At 38.7% G+C, this 21,658-nt stretch carries 22 protein-coding genes; 15 read left to right on the top strand and 7 right to left on the bottom strand.

Going from position 1 to position 21,658, the window contains the following annotated elements; all coding sequences use genetic code 11:
* The first annotated feature begins 8 nt into the window (after positions 1-8).
* The 9 genes from pyrE to panB all read left to right on the top strand — a co-directional run bounded on the left by pyrE (position 9) and on the right by panB (position 6,624).
* Positions 9-587 carry an orotate phosphoribosyltransferase gene (pyrE, locus tag ACFIKG_RS00490; protein WP_375625185.1) on the top strand — a complete coding sequence of 193 codons (579 nt, stop codon included), beginning with the start codon at positions 9-11 and terminating at the stop codon, positions 585-587.
* Between the two features lie 94 nt (positions 588-681).
* Positions 682-1,254 carry a DUF2062 domain-containing protein gene (locus tag ACFIKG_RS00485; protein WP_375625847.1) on the top strand — a complete coding sequence of 191 codons (573 nt, stop codon included), beginning with the start codon at positions 682-684 and terminating at the stop codon, positions 1,252-1,254.
* Positions 1,255-1,291: 37 nt separating this feature from the next.
* Entirely contained in the window at positions 1,292-1,693 is a 402-nt protein-coding gene (gene acpS / locus ACFIKG_RS00480) for a holo-ACP synthase (protein ID WP_375651551.1), read from the top strand.
* A 79-nt stretch (positions 1,694-1,772) separates the two neighbouring features.
* Entirely contained in the window at positions 1,773-2,585 is an 813-nt protein-coding gene (gene lepB / locus ACFIKG_RS00475) for a signal peptidase I (RefSeq protein ID WP_375625849.1), read from the top strand.
* Positions 2,566-3,273 carry a ribonuclease III gene (gene rnc, locus ACFIKG_RS00470; RefSeq protein ID WP_375625037.1) on the top strand — a complete coding sequence of 236 codons (708 nt, stop codon included), beginning with the start codon at positions 2,566-2,568 and terminating at the stop codon, positions 3,271-3,273. Before lepB ends, rnc begins: the two co-directional genes overlap by 20 nt.
* The gene (era, locus tag ACFIKG_RS00465) at positions 3,266-4,165 is read left to right on the top strand and encodes a GTPase Era (RefSeq protein WP_375625036.1); all 900 of its coding nucleotides are present in this window, start codon (positions 3,266-3,268) and stop codon (positions 4,163-4,165) included. The genes rnc and era overlap by 8 nt, the downstream gene beginning before the upstream one ends.
* Before the next feature lie 16 nt (positions 4,166-4,181).
* On the top strand, positions 4,182-4,928 hold the full coding sequence (gene recO / locus ACFIKG_RS00460; protein WP_375651550.1) for a DNA repair protein RecO: 747 nt from the start codon (positions 4,182-4,184) through the stop codon (positions 4,926-4,928).
* Between the two features lie 23 nt (positions 4,929-4,951).
* Positions 4,952-5,812: a pantoate--beta-alanine ligase gene (gene panC, locus ACFIKG_RS00455; RefSeq protein WP_375625855.1), complete on the top strand. Its 861-nt coding sequence runs from the start codon at positions 4,952-4,954 to the stop codon at positions 5,810-5,812.
* The gene (gene panB / locus ACFIKG_RS00450; RefSeq protein ID WP_375625857.1) at positions 5,809-6,624 is read left to right on the top strand and encodes a 3-methyl-2-oxobutanoate hydroxymethyltransferase; all 816 of its coding nucleotides are present in this window, start codon (positions 5,809-5,811) and stop codon (positions 6,622-6,624) included. The genes panC and panB overlap by 4 nt, the downstream gene beginning before the upstream one ends.
* A 513-nt stretch (positions 6,625-7,137) precedes the next feature.
* On the opposite strand, the gene ACFIKG_RS00445 is transcribed toward panB, so the two are convergent.
* Positions 7,138-7,755, bottom strand: coding sequence for a YfbR-like 5'-deoxynucleotidase (locus ACFIKG_RS00445; protein WP_375625859.1), 618 nt, complete (start codon positions 7,753-7,755; stop codon positions 7,138-7,140).
* A complete protein-coding gene (locus ACFIKG_RS00440; protein WP_375651549.1) occupies positions 7,748-8,620 on the bottom strand; it encodes a YgfZ/GcvT domain-containing protein in 873 nt (290 codons plus the stop codon). Before ACFIKG_RS00440 ends, ACFIKG_RS00445 begins: the two co-directional genes overlap by 8 nt.
* A gap of 64 nt (positions 8,621-8,684) precedes the next feature.
* Here ACFIKG_RS00440 and ACFIKG_RS00435 point away from each other — a divergent pair, with 64 nt between their 5' ends.
* Positions 8,685-10,013 (top strand): dihydroorotase, encoded by a 1,329-nt coding sequence (locus ACFIKG_RS00435; protein ID WP_375651548.1) that lies wholly within the window; start codon positions 8,685-8,687, stop codon positions 10,011-10,013.
* Positions 10,014-10,425: 412 nt separating this feature from the next.
* Here the strand turns inward: ACFIKG_RS00435 and ACFIKG_RS00430 are convergent, their stop codons facing one another.
* Positions 10,426-10,794, bottom strand: a complete 369-nt coding sequence (locus ACFIKG_RS00430) for a TIGR02301 family protein (RefSeq protein WP_375651547.1) — start codon at positions 10,792-10,794, stop codon at positions 10,426-10,428.
* 499 nt (positions 10,795-11,293) lie between these two features.
* Here ACFIKG_RS00430 and cysS point away from each other — a divergent pair, with 499 nt between their 5' ends.
* The 5 genes from cysS (at position 11,294) to pssA (ending at position 17,182) form a co-directional block, all read left to right on the top strand.
* Positions 11,294-12,802 (top strand): cysteine--tRNA ligase, encoded by a 1,509-nt coding sequence (gene cysS / locus ACFIKG_RS00425; protein ID WP_375625867.1) that lies wholly within the window; start codon positions 11,294-11,296, stop codon positions 12,800-12,802.
* Positions 12,803-12,847: 45 nt separating this feature from the next.
* Entirely contained in the window at positions 12,848-13,519 is a 672-nt protein-coding gene (locus tag ACFIKG_RS00420) for a DUF421 domain-containing protein (protein WP_375625027.1), read from the top strand.
* 115 nt (positions 13,520-13,634) lie between these two features.
* Positions 13,635-15,518 (top strand): ABCB family ABC transporter ATP-binding protein/permease, encoded by a 1,884-nt coding sequence (locus tag ACFIKG_RS00415; RefSeq protein ID WP_375625026.1) that lies wholly within the window; start codon positions 13,635-13,637, stop codon positions 15,516-15,518.
* A gap of 117 nt (positions 15,519-15,635) precedes the next feature.
* Positions 15,636-16,334 carry a phosphatidylserine decarboxylase gene (locus tag ACFIKG_RS00410; RefSeq protein ID WP_375625025.1) on the top strand — a complete coding sequence of 233 codons (699 nt, stop codon included), beginning with the start codon at positions 15,636-15,638 and terminating at the stop codon, positions 16,332-16,334.
* Positions 16,335-16,342: 8 nt separating this feature from the next.
* A complete protein-coding gene (pssA, locus tag ACFIKG_RS00405; protein WP_012754949.1) occupies positions 16,343-17,182 on the top strand; it encodes a CDP-diacylglycerol--serine O-phosphatidyltransferase in 840 nt (279 codons plus the stop codon).
* Positions 17,183-17,252: 70 nt separating this feature from the next.
* Here pssA and ACFIKG_RS00400 read toward each other — a convergent pair whose 3' ends face one another.
* The 4 genes from ACFIKG_RS00400 to radA all read right to left on the bottom strand — a co-directional run bounded on the left by ACFIKG_RS00400 (position 17,253) and on the right by radA (position 21,654).
* Positions 17,253-17,996, bottom strand: a complete 744-nt coding sequence (locus tag ACFIKG_RS00400) for an SDR family NAD(P)-dependent oxidoreductase (RefSeq protein ID WP_375625024.1) — start codon at positions 17,994-17,996, stop codon at positions 17,253-17,255.
* A gap of 2 nt (positions 17,997-17,998) precedes the next feature.
* Positions 17,999-19,492 (bottom strand): amidophosphoribosyltransferase, encoded by a 1,494-nt coding sequence (gene purF / locus ACFIKG_RS00395; RefSeq protein WP_375625023.1) that lies wholly within the window; start codon positions 19,490-19,492, stop codon positions 17,999-18,001.
* Between the two features lie 82 nt (positions 19,493-19,574).
* Positions 19,575-20,150: a CvpA family protein gene (locus ACFIKG_RS00390; protein ID WP_375625022.1), complete on the bottom strand. Its 576-nt coding sequence runs from the start codon at positions 20,148-20,150 to the stop codon at positions 19,575-19,577.
* Between the two features lie 127 nt (positions 20,151-20,277).
* Positions 20,278-21,654 carry a DNA repair protein RadA gene (radA, locus tag ACFIKG_RS00385; RefSeq protein WP_375648249.1) on the bottom strand — a complete coding sequence of 459 codons (1,377 nt, stop codon included), beginning with the start codon at positions 21,652-21,654 and terminating at the stop codon, positions 20,278-20,280.
* Positions 21,655-21,658 lie beyond the last annotated feature (4 nt).

Raw genomic sequence — 21,658 nt, 5'->3', positions numbered from 1 at the left:
ATTTTGCAATGAATACACAAGATGTCATTGATATTTTTAAACAAGCAGATGCTATTCTAGAAGGGCATTTTATTTTAACATCGGGACGCCATAGTGCGACTTATATGCAAAAAGCGAAAGTATTCATGCATGCTGACTTGACGGAAAAGTTGTGTCGTGGATTAGCTGAAAAAATCAAAAAATCTATCGAGGGAAAAATTGATTATGTTGTTGGTCCCGCAATTGGCGGCCTTATTCCTTCCTATGAAACTTCACGGCACCTTGGTGTTCCTTCTCTTTGGGTAGAGCGTGTAAATGGCATCTTTGAATTGCGTCGTTTTGAAATCAAGAAGGGGGCACGGGTTGTTATCGTTGAAGATATTGTGACAACGGGTCTTTCCATTCGTGAGACTATTGAGGCGCTCGTTGCAGCAGGAGCAGAGGTATTAGCCAGTGCATGTATCCTTGATCGTTCTGGTGGTAAAGTCAATGTTGGAGTTCCATTGATTGCACTTGCTGAATACGAGATAACCTCTTATGCTAGTGATGCACTTCCTGCAGAGCTTTCTGTTCTTCCAGCGATTAAACCAGGTAGTCGAAATATTTAATTGTCTTTCTATTTTTTTTTGTGCAAAAGCTTAAAAAGATTAATTTGGATGATATAGATTATTTCATCATCAAAAGATGTATATTGAGAGTCATATGCTTTTTCGTAGTCGAGAACCAATAGATTTTGTAACGCGTATTCGACTTTGGTTATGGCCACGTCGTTCATTTTCTCGCTCATTTTGCTACATACATAAACGTATTTTGCGTATATCAGCAACACCGCATGAAGTAGCATTAGGGGTTGCTGTTGGCATTTTTTTAGCTTGTTCCCCTTTCTTTGGGTTGCATATTATTTTGGCAATATTTTTATCTTGGCTTTTGCGTGCAAACTTTGCTGCCGCAATCATTGGGACGATTTTTTCTAATCCACTCACATTTTTATTGATTGTCATGGCTGATTATAAAGTAGGGTATTTTTGTTTATCACTTTTTAGCGATGTCAAAGAGATTTCTCTTTCGCAAATTCGTGCTCTATTTAATGGTTTGACATTGTCAAATCTCTCTCTCCTCTTTAAAGGCGCATGGGACACAATTATGAGTCCTATGATTTTAGGTGGAACTCTTTTAGGTATTGTTTTTGGTGGTTTATCTTATATAGGTGTTTACAGAGCAACGGTTCGTTTTAAACAAAAGCGATATCAAAAGATTATAAAAAAAGGCGTTTAAAGAAGCGTTCATCGTAAGAAAGATCGGGTAATATCGTATGATTGTTGGTCTTGGAAATGATCTGGTTGATATACGACGTATTGAGAAAATGTTGGTTCGTTATGGTGAGCGTTTTACCCAACGTATTTTTACGGATATTGAAAGGAATAGATCGGAAAATCTCAAAAAAAGCTCTTCTTCCTATGCAAAAAGATTTGCTGCTAAAGAAGCATGTGCTAAAGCCTTAGGAACGGGAATCGCTTGTGGGATTAATTGGAAAGACATGGGGGTTATTAATTTGCCATCTGGTAAACCAATAATGCAATTAACAAATCGTGCGCAAGTACAACTTCAAAAGTTATTACCTCCTCATCATGATGCAGTTATTCATCTTAGCGTAACAGATGATTTTCCTTGGGCACAGGCATTTATTATTATCGAAGCACTTCCACGTGGATAGATGGTGTGAGAGATTGTGCTTTTGTTATTTGAATATTATGATGAAAAAAATTATATCTGTGATGAGAAGGCAGTTGGTGATGATCCAAAAAGATAAAGTGCATAAAAAAGAAAAAAAAGGTGGGGTTCGTGAATTTATTTCTGTTTTAATACAGGCTCTGCTTTTAGCAGCGGTTATTCGGACACTTTTTTTCCAGCCTTTTAGTATTCCTTCCGGTTCAATGCGTCCTACTTTGTTGGTGGGAGATTATCTGTTTGTTTCTAAGTATGCATATGGGTATTCTCATTTTTCCATCCCATTTTCTCCTCCTCTTTTTTCTGGACGGATTTGGGCATCTCAGCCTCAACGTGGAGATGTGGTCGTTTTTCGCTTACCAAGTAATCCAAAGATTGATTATATAAAACGCGTTGTTGGGCTACCAGGTGATCGTATACAAGTCCGTCAAAGTGTTCTTTATATTAATGATGAGGCTGTTTCCCGTCACTTTATGGGGGAAATTGATAATTCTGATATAACAGAGGTTAACTATCCTGTTGAGGTTTATCGCGAGACAATGCCTAACGGTGTCAGTTATGATACACTTGATTTAGCTTTCATCCCGAAAGTCGATGATACAAAAGTCTTTGAAGTTCCTCAAGGACATTACTTTATGATGGGAGATAACCGCGACAATTCAGATGATAGTCGTTTAGATGTAGGCTATGTTCCAGAAGAAAATCTTATTGGTCGCGCGAGCGTGATTTTCTTTTCCATCAGTAACGGTTCAAGTGCTTGGCAGGTTTGGCGCTGGCCATTTGATGTGCGTTGGAAGCGTTTGTTTTCTTTCATAAATACGGTTCATGATTTGCCGCTTATCAATCAAGGAAACAACGATGAAACGTCTAATGATTGATCAGCTTTTCAAGCTGACGGGGCATCGTTTTAAAGATGAAGAGAGGTTAAAGAAGGCATTAACACACTCGAGTGTGCAAGATTCGGAACAGGGGAATTATGAACGACTAGAGTTTCTAGGGGATCGGGTTTTAGGGCTTTTGATTGCAGAAATGCTGTATCAACTTTTTCCTCAGGCAAGTGAAGGTGAATTATCAGTCCGTTTGAATCATCTGGTCAACGCGCAGACATGTGCTGATATTGCGCGTGAAATGAGGCTGCCTGATATGATCCGTGTTGGTTTTGAGATGAAAAATTTCGAGGGGCGTCGACTCATCAATATGCATGCAGATGTCGTGGAAGCTTTGATTGCCGTGATATATCTCGATGGAGGCTTGGAAAGCGTTCGCCCTTTTATTCAAAAATATTGGCATAGTCGGGCAAAGAAAATGAATGCTGGTCGGCGTGATGCCAAGACCGAATTACAGGAATGGGCGCATATCCAAGGCAATGCACAACCACATTATCAGGTTATAAAACGTTCAGGTCCAGATCACGATCCTGTTTTTATGGTAGAGGTAAGTATTTCTGGGTTTGCTTCAGAGATTGGGCAGGGAAGCTCCAAAAGATATGCCGAAAGAATGGCAGCTGAAAAAATTTTGCGACGAGAGGGTGTATGGAAAACAGTGGGAAAAAATGATCATGAGTGACGTTATGAAAACGCGTTCTGGGTTTGTTGTGCTTATTGGGATGCCTAATGCCGGTAAATCGACATTGGTTAATCAATTGGTTGGAACAAAGGTTTCAATTGTAACGCATAAGGTACAAACAACACGAACTTTAATCCGCGGTATTGTCATTCATGATGATGTGCAAATTGTGTTGGTCGATACACCAGGTGTTTTTCGTCCCCATAAGCGCTTAGAACGTGCCATGGTCTCTGCTGCTTGGGGAGGGGCTAAGAGCGCGGATGTTCTGCTCGTTTTAATTGATGCTCAAAGTGGTCTTTCGGATGAAGTTGATATGATGTTAGATATTGTAAACAACATGAAACAAGAAAAAGTTCTTGTTCTTAATAAGGTTGATACAGTTGTTAAATCATCTCTTCTAGCGTTAACCACTAAAATAAATGAACGTGTAAAGTTTGCGCAAACATTTATGATTTCTGCTCTAAACGGTTCTGGTTGCAAGGATTTACTTCATGCGTTGAGTAATATGATGCAGGAGGGACCATGGTATTATCCGGAAGATCAAATTTCCGATATGCCCATGCGTCATCTTGCTGCTGAAATTACGCGTGAAAAACTTTTTCTTCGTCTTCATGATGAACTTCCTTATTCCTCAACGGTTGAAACAGAAAACTGGGAAGAGCGTTCAGATGGTTCCGTTAAAATTAATCAAGTTATTTATGTTGAGCGTGAGAGTCAGAAAAAAATTGTCTTAGGAGCAAAAGGCGATACAATAAAAGCGATTGGTCAAGCAGCACGTAAAGAACTCATGAAAATTATGGATCAAAAGGTTCATCTTTTTCTCTTTGTGAAAGTGCGCGATAATTGGGATACCGATCCAGAACGTTATCGCGAAATGGGATTGGATTTTTAAAAATAATTAAAGTAAAATGAAGTGGAAAGAACAAGCCGTTATTCTTGGTACACGCCAATATGGTGAAACAAGTGTTATTCTTGAGGTTATGACACGTGAACATGGTCGTTATATGGGAGTGGTAAAAGGGGGGCGGTCGCGTCGTATGGCAGCTCTTCTTCAACCTGGAAATTTTGTGGAGGCTGAATGGTGGGCTCGTTTAGAAGAACATTTGGGAATTTTTCGACTTGAAGCTCTTGATTTACACGCGGCGCGATTAATCTGTCTACCAGAAGCACTTTATGCTTTGCAATTGATAGCTTTTCATTTGCGGCTTCTTCCCGAACGTGATCCACACCCCGTTTTATATGATATTTTACACCTTTTTATGCAGAATTTTGATGAACCATTTGTAACTGCAGAATTGCTTGTACGTTTTGAAATGCGGCTTCTTGAAGAACTTGGTTTTGGTCTTGATTTATCTTGTTGTGCTGCAACAGGCGGTCAGGAAAGGCTGCATTACGTATCACCAAAATCTGGACGGGCTGTCTGTGAAGAAGCAGGGGAACCTTGGAAAAAAAAGCTTCTCATTCTACCACAGTTTCTTGTGCAAAGAACAACTCGTCCTACTGATTCTAGTGACATAATAAATGGTTTTATACTGACGGGTTTTTTTCTTATGCGTCATGTCTGGGCGCCACGAGATATAAAGCAGCCGTCAGTGCGCATGAATTTGATACAATTGTTTGAGCGCCAATTTGGTATACGAGCATTAATTTGTTGATCTGATGATAATTGAATGGAAAAATGAAAGTTTTAAAGACAATTGCTGAAGTCCGCCAATATACTTCAGAGGAACGACGTTTAGGTTTTTCGATTGGTTTTGTTCCAACAATGGGGGCATTGCATGATGGTCATCTTGCATTAGTACAGTATGCAAGAGCAATGTGTGATCGCGTATTGGTTTCTATTTTTGTCAATCCAAAGCAATTTGGACCTCATGAAGATTTTTCTCAATATCCAAGAGATTTGAAGGGCGATTGTGCTTTGTTAAAAGAAGCAGGTGTTGAATGTGTTTTTGCCCCTTCTGTAGATGAAATGTGGCCACTGGGAAATGATACAATTGTGCAAGTGAAAAAATTATCACGTATTTTGATGGGAAAATTGCGTCCAGGGCACTTTTGTGGTGTAACAAGCGTTGTTGCTAAATTTTTTAACATTGTTCAACCAGATAAGGCTTTTTTTGGGGAAAAGGATTTTCAACAAATTTTAATTATTCGGCGTATGGTTGAAGATTTGGCTTTTCCTATTGAAATTGTTGGAGTTCCTATTCTACGGGAGTCAGATGGTGTCGCTTGTTCTTCACGCAATCAGTTTTTAACATTAGAAGATCGTAAAGCTGCCAAAATTATTCCTGAAAGTGGGAAAGCTGCTAAAAAGCTTTACCATGAAGGTGAACGGTCGGTTGATAAATTATGCAAAACTGTTCGTGATATTTTACAACAAGAAACGCGTGCAATCATTGAAGCAATAGATTTGCGGGATATGGAAACTTTATGCGTGGTTAAAGGAACATTGAATAAACCAGCAGTTTTACTTCTTACTGTTCGCTTTGGAGAGGTAAGGCTGATTGATCAATATATATTGCAAGAGAAGGGCGGAAAATGAGTGTACATAAAACCGTAAAGCGTATAACATCTTCCGAAATACGTACAAGAAAGGGACAACAGCCAATTGTTTCTTTAACAGCTTATCAAGCTTATACTGCGCGGATTGCTGATCCATATTGCGATATCCTTTTGGTTGGTGATAGCGTTGGTATGGTTGTGTATGGGTTTGAGACAACGCTTCCTGTTAATTTAGATATGATGATTTTACACGGACAAGCCGTGGTGCGTGGATCTCAAAAAGCTCTTGTGGTTATTGATATGCCTTTTGGCTCTTATGAGGAAAGTCCAGAGCAAGCTTTTTTTAATGCATCGCGTATTCTTGCTCAAACGGGGTGTGGTGCAGTTAAGCTTGAAGGTGGTGTTTATATAGCGGAAACAATTGATTTTTTGTGTAAACGTGGCATTCCAGTGATGGGGCACATCGGTCTTACACCCCAGGCGGTGAATCGTTTTGGTGGTTTCAAAACACAAGGACGAAAACAGAGTGATTGGCAAAGAATTGAAGCCGATGGGGCTGCAATTGAGGAGGCCGGTGCTTTTGCTATTGTTTTAGAAGGGATTGTCGAACCTTTAGCAGTAAAACTGACAGAAAAGCTTTCTATCCCTACGATCGGTATTGGTGCATCCAATCAATGCGATGGACAAGTATTGGTTATGGAAGATATGTTGGGCTATGGTGTTCATGTGCCAAAATTTGTACGCCGTTATGGAGACCTTGAACAAGCCATGGAAACTGCAATAAAGAATTATGCAGAGGATGTCACATCTCGTGCTTTCCCAGCGGATAATGAAGTTTATAAATTAAAATAAACTTCAGTTTAAGATGAAAAGTTTAACAAGGGAACATTTGTTATTTTGATAATGAAAGTGTATTATTTCATATATTTTGTATGCAATTTGAGCTGTGATTTTTTCCATTTCTTTAATGGAGTCACTCCTCTCATGCAAAACAGAACGCCATTGGGTTGCTAAGTCATGTGCTTTTTTTAAGAAAGCTTTCTTGGGGACTCAATCCTATTTCGCGACGGCGCTTGTGAATGGTATAGCGGTAAAGCCCCTGTGAAGTGTACAATTTATAGAGCGCCCCCATCTTTACGCTTCATAAGAGACATTTCAAATTCTTTCTTTAAAAGTTTTTACCCATATGCCGGTCCCACTTATGACGTACAAGAGAATGGTTTTGATTGATTCAATATAAACAGATTTGAAATGAGTGAATCTTACGATATTAGTGGCTCTCATTCAACATGAAAAAACAATGAATTATTATTATAAATCAGTGTGATGAGTCTTTAATGATAGGGAAGGAACAATGCGAAGAGTCTATAATCTTTGGGCATCCAAGGCATTGAAGCGAGTTAAAAATGCGTTTTCAATTTGTTGGGTAGAGTAGGGGTATAAATTAAGATCATCGGGTAAAATATTATTGGGAGAGCCAAAATAGCGAAGGGCTTCTTCTCTACTAAATCCAGCAAGCGTAATCGCTTCATAATATGCAGCGATACGGTCGGCTTGTTTGATTTTTTTTAAAAGTTTTTGAGAAAGATCAACGGGAAGAGAAAAGCGCATGTGGATAGCATCTTGGATGCCCTTTTCAATGCGTTCATATTGTTTTCCTATGACAGCTTTAAAGGGGGAAATCATATCGCCGATGACATATTCTGGAGCATCATGAAGAAGAGCATAAAGACATTCGTTGCTTCCCGATTGTGGAAAAAGTTTTTGAAATATTTGTTCAACCAAAAGTGAATGTTGTGCAACAGAATAGGCATGCTCCCCTCGTGTTTGACCGTTCCAACGTGCCACGCGAGAAAGTCCATGGGCAATATCTTCAATTTCAACATCAAAAGGAGAAGGGTTGAGAAGATCAAGTCTGCGTCCAGAGAGCATTCTTTGCCAAGCGCGTGCTTCTCCATTTTTTAATAATTCAGCTTTAGCCATGCGTATTTTCTATAGTATTTTCAGGAAAGGTAAAATTCATATTTTCAGCAATGCTTATAGTGACAGGAATGTTTTTTACAGTAAAGGGGATGTTATGATCCATAGCATCTTTGACGTGGTCAATACGCATTAAAGCGAGAGCCTCATTTTCTACACACGTTCCCAAGTAGCCAAGCACTTTTGTTCCTGCTTCAATGCTAGATTGAGGGGTTAATTCACACTGGCCTTTTACAATAAAAATACGGCGACGTGCTGCACGGCGATGGTGCATTCGTGAAACAATTTCTTGTCCAATATAACATCCTTTATTGAATGAGAGTCCATTGATTTGATCGTAATTAATATCATGAGGAAAGACTTTACCAATTTCATAGTCTTGATCACTTTCCGCAATTGCATAACGGATACGCAATTGATTCCATGTGTCATGATATTCTGAAGTCAAAAAAGGTTTTTTGCCATAGATTCGTATTATTTTTTCTTGTTGTGGGAAGCGTTTATCAACAAAACTTGAATCAAAATTTAAAGAATCTGATTCATTATTCAAAGAAACCGTAACAAGCTTTTGTAATGGTTGTGTAATTTCTACTTTTTTACGCAGCTTATAGAGCAACAGACGTTGGTGAAGCGTATCAGCTAAAGGCATTCTGATATCAATCAGGTAACCATTTTCTTTTTTTCCGATAAGAAAATCAGCAAGAACCTTTCCTTGTGGGGATAAAAGGGCTCCAGGGAAAAGTTCCTGTGGGCTGATTTTTTTTACATCTGTCGTGATCAGGGATTGTAGAAAATCTGTTGCTTCTTCGCCTGTAATTTGAATAAGCCCGCGGTTTTTTAAGCAAATGGCATTTTGTTTTTCAATCATGGTTCTTGCCTTTCTGCTCAAAGTTACATAATCGATAAGTGAGCAATATGTAAGGAGCGTGGCTATGTTTAAAACATTTGATACAATTTTTAAAGGTGCAACACTTGTGAATCATGATGGAAGAAGCAAGCGTGATATTGGTATTACAAATGGTCGTATTGCTGAAATAGGCGACCTTACATGTGCATCGGCTAGTGAGGTCATTGATTGTACGGGGCTTCATATTTTACCAGGAATTATTGATAGCCAAGTGCATTTTCGGGAGCCAGGAAATGAATATAAGGAGGATTTGGAAAGTGGCTCGTATTCTGCTGTGTTAGGGGGTGTTACGGCAGTTTTTGAAATGCCTAATACCAATCCGTTGACAACATCAGAAGAAACATTAAGCGATAAGGTTCAACGCGGATTTCATCGAATGCATTGTGATTTTGCATTTTGGGTTGGAGGAACGCGTGAAAATGCCCATGAACTCTCTGAGTTAGAAAGACTTCCTGGTGCGGCTGGAATTAAAGTCTTTATGGGGTCATCTACCGGTGATCTTTTGGTTGATGATGATGAAAGTGTACGCCTTATTTTGAAGAATACACGCCGTCGTGCAGCTTTTCATTCTGAAGATGAGGCGAGGCTTCAAGAGCGTAAAATATTGCGTATTGAAGGGGATGCATCGTCACATCCGATTTGGCGTGATGAAATTGCGGCATTAAAATGTACGCAGCGTTTGGTAAAAATTGCCCATGAGACGAAAGCACGGATTCATGTGTTACATCTTTCGACAGAAGAAGAAATTGATTTTCTAAAAAAACATAAGGATGTTGCAACAATTGAAGTGACACAACATCATTTGACTCTCACGGCTGATGATTATAAGAAGTTTGGTACATTAATTCAGATGAATCCGCCTATTCGTGAATTGCGCCACCGTGAAGCTCTTTGGTATGGTGTTCAACAAGGAATTATTGATGTTTTAGGCTCAGATCATGCGCCTCATACCCTTGAAGAAAAACTTCAACCTTATCCCTCTTCACCTTCAGGAATGACAGGGGTGCAAACAACAGCAGCAATTATGTTGACACATGTGAATGAAGGAAAAATATCTCTTGAACGTTTTGTTGATCTCACTTCACATGGCCCTAGTCGTATTTTTGGTATAAGCTGTAAAGGGCGCATTGCTGTTGGGTATGATGCTGATTTAACCATTGTTGATCTTAAGAGAGAAGAAATTATTACGAATGGCTTAATTGGTTCGCGTGCCGGTTGGACACCTTATGATGGTCAAAAAGTTAAAGGTTGGCCTGTTGGGACTATTATCCGTGGTATGCGCGTTATGTGGGAAGGTGAAATTGTCACACCTTCACAAGGAGAGCCTGTTAAATTTATGGAAAATTTGGTGTAAACAGATTAAAAAGTGTGTCGTAAAATATCATCTTTTAGAGTGATGATATAGGGTATGTCAGCCTCTTTGGCACATAAGTATTTTTTTATGCGTGGTGAATATTCTTAGGCTTATTTGTAGAAACTATGAAGCAAATTACATGAGTGGGAAGCCAAGAGGAATCTTGTTCAACAAGAACCTAGATTATTTACAGAAAAAATTTAGTTAACAATCTTCATCCTTTGAGGTGTGGGGAGGAAGCCAAAGAACGATTTTGTATGGGAAGAAGGCGCTCATACGAATAAAAGCGTATCGAGACATTATTTTTTAAAAGTCTCTCTATTTTCAGAGCTGGTTTATTGCTCTCCGCATTTGTGAGAGGAATATCATTGATATCGCTAAAATTGAGAGAGATACTTTTTGTATAGATTAATTATTTATAATGCATGAGGAGGTTTTCAGATAAAATTCTTCCTTCCTCAATGTATCTTTGATTGGCTTCAATGGCTGCTTGTGTACAATGATGATAATTTTCTGAGAAAGCACGATACGCTTCATTAAACGCTTCATAAAAATAAGCACGTCTTTGTGGAATGGGGTGTTCTGCTTCAATCAGTGCATTCATATAATCATACCATTGGTTTGTTGAAGGATCGCAAAGATTTTGGAGAGAATGCAATGATCCTAAAATTTCTGCTAGTCGGAGTAATTTTCTTTCATAAGGTGGAGATTGTTGCGCAAAGGTTGGCATTGAAATGACAAGAAATATTAAAATAATGATGTTCATCAATCTATTACGCATTATTTTTATTGCTTTCTTTGAATAAAACTCTGTACAGATGAAATAATTTTGTCATGAGAACTGTGTAAAAAAATAGAGTTAATTGCTACATTATTCTCAATTATTGATTATAAAATATAGGGCGTAAGAGGCAGTAAGGAACCCATTGTGGAATATTGAAAATACTGACGAAGCTTTGTGTGGTTAAAAATTTAAGATTTGCTTCCTGAAAGCTATCTATTTTTCACATAGATTTATATTGTATTGCCTATAGAACTTTTTCTAAGCTCGTTTTCTTTAAGGAGGAAAAGCATCTCTAATGATAGAATGCTTTTGTTCAATCAAATAAAATAGATTGTTTTTATGATAAATGATGAATACAGCCGTGAATACTAGTGGGAAAATGGTAAGAAGAATTTACTATAAGATAAAAGTTTTGAGCCTAAACCGCGTAATACGATAAGTTGAGATAAGATACATCTAAAAGGAGCGGTGCATAGTATCGTCCATGGAGTCAATAATGAGAGAGTTGCGATTTTATAATACGCTGACACGTAAAAAAGAAAATTTTACACCAATAGATCCGACAAGAGTACGTCTTTATGTTTGTGGTCCGACAGTTTATGATTATGCGCATATAGGAAATGCACGCCCTGTCATTGTTTTTGATATTTTATTTCGTTTATTGCGTCATGTTTATGGCAATGAGCATGTTCTATATGCGCGTAATATTACAGATGTTGATGATAAAATTAATGCACGAGCAGCTTTTGAATATCCAAACTTGTCATTGAATGACGCCATTCGTCAATTAACAGAACGTACATATTTCCAGTTTCAACAAGATACAATAGCACTTGGTTGTCTATTACCAACCAGTCAGCCGCGCGCAACCGAGCATTTAGAGGAAATGCGCTCTTTAATTGAAAGATTGCTTGAAAAGGGGCACGCTTATAAAGCGGAAAATCATATATTATTTTCTGTAAGTAGCATAAAAAATCCTCCCCACTATGGGGCATTTGCAAATCGTTCTTTAGATGAAATGAGGGCGGGGGCGCGTATTGATGTTGCTGCTTATAAAAGGGAAGAGATGGATTTTGTTTTATGGAAACCTTCTGTGGAAGGGGAGCCAGGTTGGGAATCGCCGGCCGGAATTCCTGTTTTAGGTCGTCCAGGTTGGCATATTGAATGTTCTGCGATGTCAATGGCAAAGTTATTAGCGCCCTATGGCGGTGGTTTAACTTGTGATGATCCAACCGCGAATGTTTTTGATATCCATGGTGGTGGACTTGATTTAATTTTTCCTCATCATGAAAACGAGATTGCACAAAGTTGTTCAGCTTTTGGGACGGAGCGAATGGCAAATTTTTGGATGCATAATGGTTTTTTACAAGTTGAAGGCAAAAAGATGTCGAAAAGCTTTGGCAATTTCATAACTATTCGTTCTGTTTTAGAGAATAACTTTTGGGAGTTTAATGGTATTTTAACCGATGAAATGAAGAAAAATTGGGCTGGTTTGTCTGCGCGTTTTTCGATGTTGCAAACGCATTATCGTGAACCATTAAATTGGACAGCACAGCGTTTAATACAATCGAGCAGCGAACTGTATCGTTGGTATGAATTGCTTCGCAGCAAAAAAAGTGAGATGGAAAACAATGAAGCAATTAATGATACTTTGATAGATGCACTCAGTGATGATCTTAATACTCCAAAAGCACTGACTCTTTTGCGAAAGTTTTATAAAGAAGGGAATGCGTTGGCTCTTGCTAATGGGATGAATTTATTAGGACTGTTACGACAAGAATGGATTAAAGAAATAGACTGCCCATTATTTATAAAAAAAATTTTTCTTGATTCAAAATTTATTGATCAACGTATTGCTGAAAGACTACGACTTATCCATAATAAAGAGTGGGAAGCAGCGGATACAATTCGTGATGAGCTTGCAGCTGAGGGGATTCTTTTAAAAGACAGTAAGGATCCGCAGAGTGGTGAGCGCATAACTGTGTGGGAAATAAAACGATTTTAATTTTCCTATTCCAGCAGCTTACATAAATAAAGGGAGGAAAGTTTGATGGAATTTTTATATCATTATGGATATATCGCGCTTAAGCTGGCTGTAGGTCTTGTTGCCTTCTTGTTTATTTTAAGAACAACAGGACGGGGGAGTCTTAGTCAGATGACACCAGTTGATTTGGTCAGTAATTTTGTTATGGGAGGTATTATTGGCGGAGTTATTTATAATCAGAATATTAGTAGCATTCAATTATTGCTTGTTTTACTCATCTGGCAAACCTTGATTACATCTTTTAATTTTTTTGCACGCTATTCAGTTTTTTTTCGTCGTCTTATCGCGGGGCGGAATATTACATTAGTTTTAGATGGGGTTTTCCAAATAGATAAGATTAAGAACTTAGGGATCAATGTTAATGATCTCATTACGATGTTACGTCTTAAAGGGTGTCACTTACATGAAGCCGCTTTTGTTCGTTTGGAAACCAATGGTGATTTCACTGTCATTAAAAAGGAAGAGGGGAAGAAATCGACGATTTTAATAGAAAATGGTGAAGTTATTGATGATGGACTTAAAGAGATTGGTAAAACAAAAAAGTGGCTTCATGCAGAATTGAAAAAAAAACATGTAAAAGTTGAAAATTTATTTGCAGCAGAGTGGTATGAAAATACAGATCAAAATAATAAATTGTATAGTGGATTATTTCTTGTTCCTTTTTCAAAAACAGTCTAACTTCAAACAACGAGTAGGTATAGCTTATTGGAAGCGTAATGAAGAGATAAATCTATAAACAACCACGGGGGGTATTTTGCCTTTTTCGTGTGGATGATAGAGAAGTAAGGACTTTATGAAACGCAATGAAATGACAAAAACTGTATCATCAGATACAGGGAGAACTCTGCACACACTTTACAATTTATGGCCCTATATGTGGCCAGTAGGTCGGCGTGATCTAAAAATACGTGTGCTATGGGCAATATTTTATCTTGTTTTGGCTAAGCTCGTTCTCATATCTGTACCGTATTTCTTTAAATATTCTACGAATGTGCTTGATTCAAGCTTTCAGCTACCTGAATGGTTCCCATCCAGTTTGATTATTCCCATCATGCTCGTTTTGGCATATAATGTCGCACGTATTATGCAGGCTGGATTAAATCAATTACGCGATTCTCTTTTTGCCACTGTTGGTCAATATGCTGTTCGTCAATTGGCTTATAAAACCTTTGTACATATGCATGAGTTATCCTTGCGATTTCATTTGGAACGCCGAACTGGTGGGCTTTCTCGTGTGATTGAGCGTGGTACAAAAGGAATTGAAGCGATCGTAAGATTTTCAATTCTGAACACAGTACCGACAGTTCTAGAGTTTATATTAACGGCACTTGTATTTTACATAAGTTATGGGTGGCATTATCTTCTCATCGTTGTTGCAACGGTTGGATTATATATCTTTTTTACCATTAAGGCGAGTGATTGGCGCATTCGTATTCGGCAACAAATGAATACAGCAGATACTGAGGCCAATACGCGTGCTGTTGATTCTCTTTTGAATTTTGAAACGGTGAAATATTTTGGCAATGAAACTCTAGAAGCCGATCGATTTGATGCTTCTATGGTAGGTTATGAAAAAGCCGCAACAAAGATTTGGACATCGTTAAGCTGGCTTAATTTTGGTCAGGCTCTTATCTTTGGTATTGGAATGACGATCATGATGCTGATGTCAGCTTATGAAGTTTTTTATAAAACACAAACTTTGGGTGATTTTGTTTTTATTAATGCACTTTTAATGCAACTTTCCATTCCACTGAATTTTATTGGTTCAATTTATCGTGATATTCGACAAGGTTTAACGGATATTGAAGCAATGTTTGATCTTTTAGATGTTCAGAAGGAGATCGTTGATAAATCGGATGCTAAACCGTTAGAGATAAGCGATGGGACCATTCGTTTTCATCAGGTAAAGTTTTCCTATGATTCGACACGTCAGATTCTCAGAGATATTGATTTTGAAGTTCCTGGAGGAAAAACAGTCGCCATTGTCGGTCCATCTGGTGCAGGTAAATCAACTATTTCTCGGTTGCTTTTTCGGTTTTATGATGTTGACGCGGGTTCTATCACAATTGACGGGCAGGATATTCGTGACGTAACACAAAAGAGTTTGCGTGAAGCGATAGGCATGGTCCCACAAGATACAGTGTTATTTAATGATACAATTGCCTATAATATTTGCTATGGGCGTCCAAGTGCTACAGATGAAGAAATGCGCAAAGCTGCTGAAATGGCACAAATATCAAAATTTATTGAAATTTTACCGGAAGGTTTTCAGTCTATGGTAGGAGAGCGAGGTCTCAAATTATCAGGTGGTGAAAAACAACGTGTGGCTATTGCACGGACACTTTTAAAAGCCCCCCCACTTCTTATCCTAGATGAAGCAACATCGGCTCTTGATACGGCAACGGAACAGGAAATTCAACAAGCATTGGATATTGTAAGCCGTGGACGTACAACATTGATTATTGCTCACCGTCTTTCTACTGTTATCAATGCTGATGAAATTTTGGTTCTTAAAAGTGGTCGTATTATTGAAAATGGGGCGCATACAGAGCTTTTACGCAAGAAAGGTTTATATGCTTCAATGTGGAATAAGCAGCTTGAAGCATCGAAAGCTGAAGAAAAATTACGTAAAATACGTGAAGAAGATGAGACGAGTGTTGTTAATCGTAAAAAATAAATAGGGCAAAATGTAATCTATATCTTTATATGGAGTGATTGATTAAATACATAAAAAGATACAAGAGGAACAAAAAGATTTGTTGCTTGTTTAAGTTTACGATGAATAGGAAATTATATGAGTATTCTGCAATCTTTCCATAATAGCTTTGTACCGGTTCATAAAGAGGGTTATCCTTTTATTGTAGCGTTTTTTGTTATTTCGCTCATTCTTGGTTGGATATGGAGTCCGTTGTTTTGGTTTGGTCTCGTTCTCACGGTGTGGTGTATATACTTTTTCCGTGATCCAGATCGTGTGATCCCTTTGAATTCAAATTGGGTTATGTCGCCTGCCGATGGGCGTATTTCATTTGTGGAATCATGTGTTCCACCTGAAGAATTAGGATTAGGGAAAGATGAAATGATCCGTATTTCCATTTTTATGGATATTTTTTCATGCCATATTAATCGTATTCCTATCAGTGGTACAGTAGAGTCTATCGTTTATCATCCAGGTCGATTTACCAATGCTGAGTTTGATAAAGCTAGCCAGTTTAATGAGCGTAATGGGATGGTAATTGATAGCAAACATGGTAAAATCGGTATCGTACAAATAGCGGGAATGGTTGCACGCCGGATTGTTTGTTGGTCAAAAGAAAACGATGCCGTTATGATTGGTGAGCGATTTGGATTGATTCGTTTTGGTTCTCGCCTTGATATTTATATACCAACTGAAATGAAATTGCGTGTTGCAGTTGGACAGACAGCAATTGCTGGAGAAACAGTTTTGGGTTCTTTTGATGATAAGAGTGCCACAACGGACTTCAGATACGATTAGGACTCACAATGAAAAATTTTTCGCCATTTTCTTCATTCAATCCTGAGGGGCAGCATGATGATGTTGCAAGTCGGCGGCGTTCACCTACATCAATGCGGTATGTCATTCCCAATATCATTACTATTTTAGCAATTTGTGCAGGGATGAGCAGCATTCGTTTGGCTTTTGAACATCGCTATGAAGCTGCTATTTTAATGGTGCTTTTGGCCGCAGTTTTAGATGGTGCTGATGGTCGCATTGCCCGTTTAATAGATGGTAGTTCATCTTTTGGGGCACAGATGGATTCTCTTGCTGATGTTATAAATTTTGGTGTTACCCCTGCACTTATTGTTTATTCCTTTATCTTGAATCAAGCAAATCACATTGGTTGGGTTGCAGCCCTTGTTTATTGTGTTGCTTGTTGTTTGCGATTAGCACGTTTTAATGTGATGTTGGATAACACCAATATACCTAAGTGGCAGAAAAGTTATTTTGTTGGTGTTCCAGCACCAGCAGGAGCATTACTCCTTTTATTGCCTACCTATTTAGGCGCTCTTGGTTTGGTCCCCAATTGGGGGTGGGCATTATTTTTTAGTCTTTATACTGTAATTATTGCTTTTCTTTTGATTAGTCGTTTACCAGTATGGAATGCAAAAACAATTGATCAAAATTTAAGGCGCGATATCGTTATACCATGCATGTTGGTTATTGTTATTTATGTCGGTTTTCTTGCGACTTACACATGGAAAACTTTATTGATTACAGCTGTTAGCTATATGATTTTTCTCCCCTGTAGTTTTATCGCTTATAATAAACGTGCTACTTTAGAAGAGAAAAAGGCTGATGCTAAAGCTATCCAAGAATCATAAAGTGTTTCATTCTTCTGTTGAGAAGCACAGGAAAAAGAGAGAATCAAACGATTTACTTCTCCGATGATGATCAGTCAGGTACATGATAATCTACAAACCGATTTTTATGGACATTAAAGAGTTTTCCAGTTTCTTTTAAATCAGGTGATAACAAATGTACTATCTTTTTTGCAACCTCTTGTGGTGAAGGGAGAGTTTGTGGATCTTCACCGGGCATAGCTTCAGCGCGCATGGCAGTGCGTGTGGCACCAGGGTTGACACAATTAATCTTAATAGGGGTTTGTTTGAGTTCTTCTGCCCAACAGCGGGCAATCATCTCTAAAGCCGCTTTAGAGGCTGCATAAGCTCCCCAGAAAGGGCGCGCAGCATGCGCAACGCTTGAGGATAACAGAATGGCTCGTCCAGCATCAGATTCTCGTAATAAAGGCTCAACAGCTTTCATTAAGCGCCATTGGCTGAAAAGATTTATTTGAAAAACATCTTCAAATACCGTGTTTTCTATATGCGCTATTGGTGAGAGTGTTCCAAGGATTCCTGCGTTTGCAACGATAATATCAAGTTTTTTCCAGCGTTTGGCAATTGAGATAGCAAGAGTATCGATGTTTTCCATATGATGCAAGTCAAGGGGAACAAGGGTTGCATGAGCCCCTTTTTCTTGGATCTGATTATCTAATTCAGTAAGTCCACTGACTGTTCGTGCAAGAGCAATAATATGAGCGCCGCGTGTAGCAAGCTCGAGTGCCAAATAATAACCAATTCCTCTTGATGCGCCAGTAACAAGTGCAACACGCCCATGGAGACTAAATTTTGTCATCATTAATCTCTTGTTCTAAGAACAGATGATTGATGAGTTTTGGAGAGGTTTTCTTGATCAACCAGCTGCGTAGGATAATATCCAGTAAAATAATGGTCAGTAAATTGTGGATCGGCATTATTCCGTTTTTCTCCTGCTACAGCAAGATATAATCCATCCGTTGAAAGAAATTCTAATGAATCCGCTCCAATAAAATCACACATAGATTTTAAATCTGGATATTGATTTGCTAAAAGGCTTTCAACTTTAGGTGTATCAATACCATAAAAGTCGGGATAGAAAATCATAGGGCTAGAAATGCGCATATGAACTTCTTTTGCTCCTGCATCACGGAGCATTCGCACAATTTTAAGAGATGTTGTTCCACGTACAATAGAGTCATCAACAAGAATAACACGTTTTCTTTCAATCACAGGACGGTTTGCAGAATGTTTTAATTTGACACCAAAAGCACGAATTTGTTGTGTTGGTTCGATAAAAGTGCGACCAACATAGTGATTACGAATAATACCAAGCTCGAAGGGAATTCCAATTTCTTGTGCATAGCCAATTGCAGCAGGAGTTCCTCCATCAGGAACAGGAACCACAACATCACCCTCACAAGGGGCTTCCTGTGCTAAACGTATTCCCATATTTTTGCGTGTTGCATAGACACTACGCCCTCCAACGATTGAGTCCGGACGGGCAAAGTAAACATATTCAAACAAGCAAAGTTTTTCTGGTTTTTCATTTTTTGGTTTTATAATTTTTTTAGTAATTTCCCCATTTTTTTGTATTTCACATATGATGATCTCCCCATTTTTAACATCACGGACATACTTTGCTCCAATAATATCAAGAGCACAAGTTTCAGAACAAAAAATAGGCTTACCATCAAGTTCCCCCATCACGAGGGGTCTAATCCCTGTTGGATCGCGTGCAGCAATAAGCTTTGTACGCGTGAGCGCTAACATAGCATATCCACCCTCTACTTGCCGAATTGCATCAACAAAACGATCAGAGGACGATTCATAACGTGAGCGGGCAATAAGATGGAGAAAAACTTCTGAATCTGACGTTGATTGACAGATAGCACCAGAAGCGATGAGTTCACGGCGTAATGTGAGACCATTGGTAAGATTACCATTATGAGCAATAGCAATGCCTCCAGCTTTCAACTCAGCAAAAAGGGGTTGAACATTGCGTAATGCTACTTCTCCAGTTGTTGAATAACGGGTATGTCCAATAGCGCGATTTCCTGGTAAGCGTGCAAGTGTTGTAGGATTGGTATAGTGATCACCAACAAGACCTAAATGCTTTTCTTGATGAAACATTTTATTATGGTAGGAAACAATACCAGCCGCTTCTTGCCCACGATGCTGAAGTGCGTGGAGTCCAAGAGCTGTTAATGTTGCTGCATCTTCATGCCCAAGAATACCAAAAACGCCACATTCTTCATGAAGGGTATCATCATCTAATGAAAATTCTTGACAGAAAACATCACTCTTTATCATCATATTCTTTCAGTTGTGATACGAAGGAATCATTAATATCACATTCTACATCATTTAGTTCTCTTTCCTCATGAAAAACTATTCTCTATTTTTTGAAAATTATCTTTTCATGAGAGTGTTGCCCATACGTATGTTTATTGCTGTCTTTAAACAAATTTTCCGCCTTTTCGAGAACCGATCCAATATCTTTTGGGAGTATTTCCCAAACTTTTTGTCCTAGTGAATCTAAAATAGGCCTTGTTTTTGCATTTTTTAACCAATTCGCTTGAAGCTCGGGTTTAATCAGTGCATTAATCAGCAACATACCGATGACCATGATAAGTAAACCGCGAAGTGCTCCAAAAATAAAACCAATAGCACGGTCAAGAATACCAATTCGACTATCAATAATAAAATCAGAGATCTTCATTGTAATAATTGAAGTAATAATGAGAACAATAATAAAAATCGTGACCAATGTTGTGATCAATGCAATCATTTTATTAGAGAGATAGTGTTCAAAGAAAGGTAAGACAGGCTTGAATAAAAACAGTGTCGTAATAGCTGCAACTGCCCAAGAAATCAACGATAACACTTCACGTGAAAACCCTCGAAGCATAGCAAGAAAAGCGGACAACAGGATGATTACTACGACAATTCCATCAAGGATTGTTATGATCATTTGTTTGTTCCTTATACATAAAGTTGTGTTCTTCTAAGTCTATGTGCAAATATATTTTTTGTTCTTATAGCAAGGATCTTTTGTATTTTATAGAGTTTTTTCTATATTATCATATCTATGGTGCAGATCATTTTTTACTTACGGTAAGAGTAGCAACGAGTTCCGGAAGGTCGGAGAAAGTTTTTTGTTGAAAATTGAGCGACTTCATCATTTCGGTTGTTGTTGTGGGATGAAATGCTCCTTGAAAGCCGAGTTTTTTTGCTTCATTGATGCGCTGTGCTGAATGTGAAACAGCGCGGGTAGCTCCTGAAAGACTGACTTCACCAAAATATACATAATCCGTTGGCAATGCGATATTGGCAAGAGAGGATACCAAAGCAGCGGCTACAGCTAAATCAGCAGCGGGTTCTGATATGCGATATCCACCTGCCACGTTCAGATAGACATCATGCTGTCCAAAACGAATGCCGCAATGGGCTTCTAAAACGGCAAGAATCATAGAAAGACGATTTCCATCCCATCCGACAACCGCACGTCTTGGTGTCCCAAGGGAAGAAGGAGCAACAAGCGCTTGAATTTCTACGAGTATCGGGCGTGTCCCTTCCATTCCCGCAAAAACAGCAGCACCTGGAGCTTTTTCATTACGTTCTCCTAAAAACAATTCGGATGGATTTATCACTTCGCGTAATCCTTTATCAGACATTTCAAAGACACCAATTTCATCTGTTGGTCCGAAGCGATTTTTTACAGTTCTAAGAATGCGATAATGATGTCCTCCTTCACCCTCAAAATAGAGAACGGCATCAACCATATGTTCAACAACTCGAGGACCAGCAATTTGCCCATCTTTTGTAACATGACCAACAAGAACAACGGCGGTTCCCGTTTTTTTGGCAAAGCGGATCATTGCTTGAGCACCGATACGTACTTGTGTGACAGTGCCGGGTGATGAATCTGCTGTATCTGACCATAGGGTTTGAATTGAATCGATAATCACCATATCAAGGTTTTTATGTTCGCTTAAGGTTGCCAGAATATCTTCAACATTGGTTTCAGCAGCAAGTTTCACCTCTGTATTGTTAGCTTCAAGCCTTTGCGCGCGCAGACAAATTTGCGCAATAGCCTCTTCACCTGAAACATAGATAACATTATATCCTTTGCGTGATAAAGCAGCAGCTGTTTGTGTCAGCAATGTTGATTTACCAATACCCGGATCACCTCCAACAAGGAGTGCTGATCCACGGACAAAGCCCCCACCGGTAACACGATCAAGTTCAGCAATACCAGAATGAATACGTGGAGTATCTTCGATATTTCCAGAAAGAGATGTGAGTGTGACAATGCGTCCTTTACGAGCATTCTGTTTAGGACCACTTCCTATGCCGCCATTTATAGTTTCTTCGATAAGGGAATTCCATTCTCCACAAGCACTACATTTTCCCGCCCAACGAGAATGGACAGTTCCACAATTTTGACAGATAAATTGAATACGATTACGCGCCATGTTA

The sequence above is a fragment of the Bartonella sp. LB28NMGDW genome (assembly GCF_042194435.1).
Lineage (GTDB): Bacteria > Pseudomonadota > Alphaproteobacteria > Rhizobiales > Rhizobiaceae > Bartonella > Bartonella grahamii.
Note: the sequence above shows the minus strand (reverse complement) of the source record. Positions and strands in the feature narration are given on the sequence as shown.

Excerpts from the sequence above, each read along its gene's own strand:
- ACFIKG_RS00390 (WP_375625022.1), bottom strand. The coding sequence starts at position 20,150 with ATGATCATAACAATCCTTGATGGAATTGTCGTAGTAATCATCCTGTTG.
- rnc (WP_375625037.1), top strand. The coding sequence starts at position 2,566 with ATGAAACGTCTAATGATTGATCAGCTTTTCAAGCTGACGGGGCATCGT.
- lepB (WP_375625849.1), top strand. The coding sequence starts at position 1,773 with ATGATCCAAAAAGATAAAGTGCATAAAAAAGAAAAAAAAGGTGGGGTT.
- cysS (WP_375625867.1), top strand. The coding sequence starts at position 11,294 with ATGAGAGAGTTGCGATTTTATAATACGCTGACACGTAAAAAAGAAAAT.
- ACFIKG_RS00420 (WP_375625027.1), top strand. The coding sequence starts at position 12,848 with ATGGAATTTTTATATCATTATGGATATATCGCGCTTAAGCTGGCTGTA.
- ACFIKG_RS00435 (WP_375651548.1), top strand. The coding sequence starts at position 8,685 with ATGTTTAAAACATTTGATACAATTTTTAAAGGTGCAACACTTGTGAAT.
- ACFIKG_RS00415 (WP_375625026.1), top strand. The coding sequence starts at position 13,635 with ATGAAACGCAATGAAATGACAAAAACTGTATCATCAGATACAGGGAGA.
- radA (WP_375648249.1), bottom strand. The coding sequence starts at position 21,654 with ATGGCGCGTAATCGTATTCAATTTATCTGTCAAAATTGTGGAACTGTC.
- ACFIKG_RS00485 (WP_375625847.1), top strand. The coding sequence starts at position 682 with ATGCTTTTTCGTAGTCGAGAACCAATAGATTTTGTAACGCGTATTCGA.
- pssA (WP_012754949.1), top strand. The coding sequence starts at position 16,343 with ATGAAAAATTTTTCGCCATTTTCTTCATTCAATCCTGAGGGGCAGCAT.
- era (WP_375625036.1), top strand. The coding sequence starts at position 3,266 with ATGAGTGACGTTATGAAAACGCGTTCTGGGTTTGTTGTGCTTATTGGG.
- ACFIKG_RS00440 (WP_375651549.1), bottom strand. The coding sequence starts at position 8,620 with ATGATTGAAAAACAAAATGCCATTTGCTTAAAAAACCGCGGGCTTATT.
- ACFIKG_RS00400 (WP_375625024.1), bottom strand. The coding sequence starts at position 17,996 with ATGACAAAATTTAGTCTCCATGGGCGTGTTGCACTTGTTACTGGCGCA.
- panB (WP_375625857.1), top strand. The coding sequence starts at position 5,809 with ATGAGTGTACATAAAACCGTAAAGCGTATAACATCTTCCGAAATACGT.
- recO (WP_375651550.1), top strand. The coding sequence starts at position 4,182 with ATGAAGTGGAAAGAACAAGCCGTTATTCTTGGTACACGCCAATATGGT.
- acpS (WP_375651551.1), top strand. The coding sequence starts at position 1,292 with ATGATTGTTGGTCTTGGAAATGATCTGGTTGATATACGACGTATTGAG.
- pyrE (WP_375625185.1), top strand. The coding sequence starts at position 9 with ATGAATACACAAGATGTCATTGATATTTTTAAACAAGCAGATGCTATT.
- panC (WP_375625855.1), top strand. The coding sequence starts at position 4,952 with ATGAAAGTTTTAAAGACAATTGCTGAAGTCCGCCAATATACTTCAGAG.
- ACFIKG_RS00445 (WP_375625859.1), bottom strand. The coding sequence starts at position 7,755 with ATGGCTAAAGCTGAATTATTAAAAAATGGAGAAGCACGCGCTTGGCAA.
- ACFIKG_RS00410 (WP_375625025.1), top strand. The coding sequence starts at position 15,636 with ATGAGTATTCTGCAATCTTTCCATAATAGCTTTGTACCGGTTCATAAA.
- ACFIKG_RS00430 (WP_375651547.1), bottom strand. The coding sequence starts at position 10,794 with ATGCGTAATAGATTGATGAACATCATTATTTTAATATTTCTTGTCATT.
- purF (WP_375625023.1), bottom strand. The coding sequence starts at position 19,492 with ATGATGATAAAGAGTGATGTTTTCTGTCAAGAATTTTCATTAGATGAT.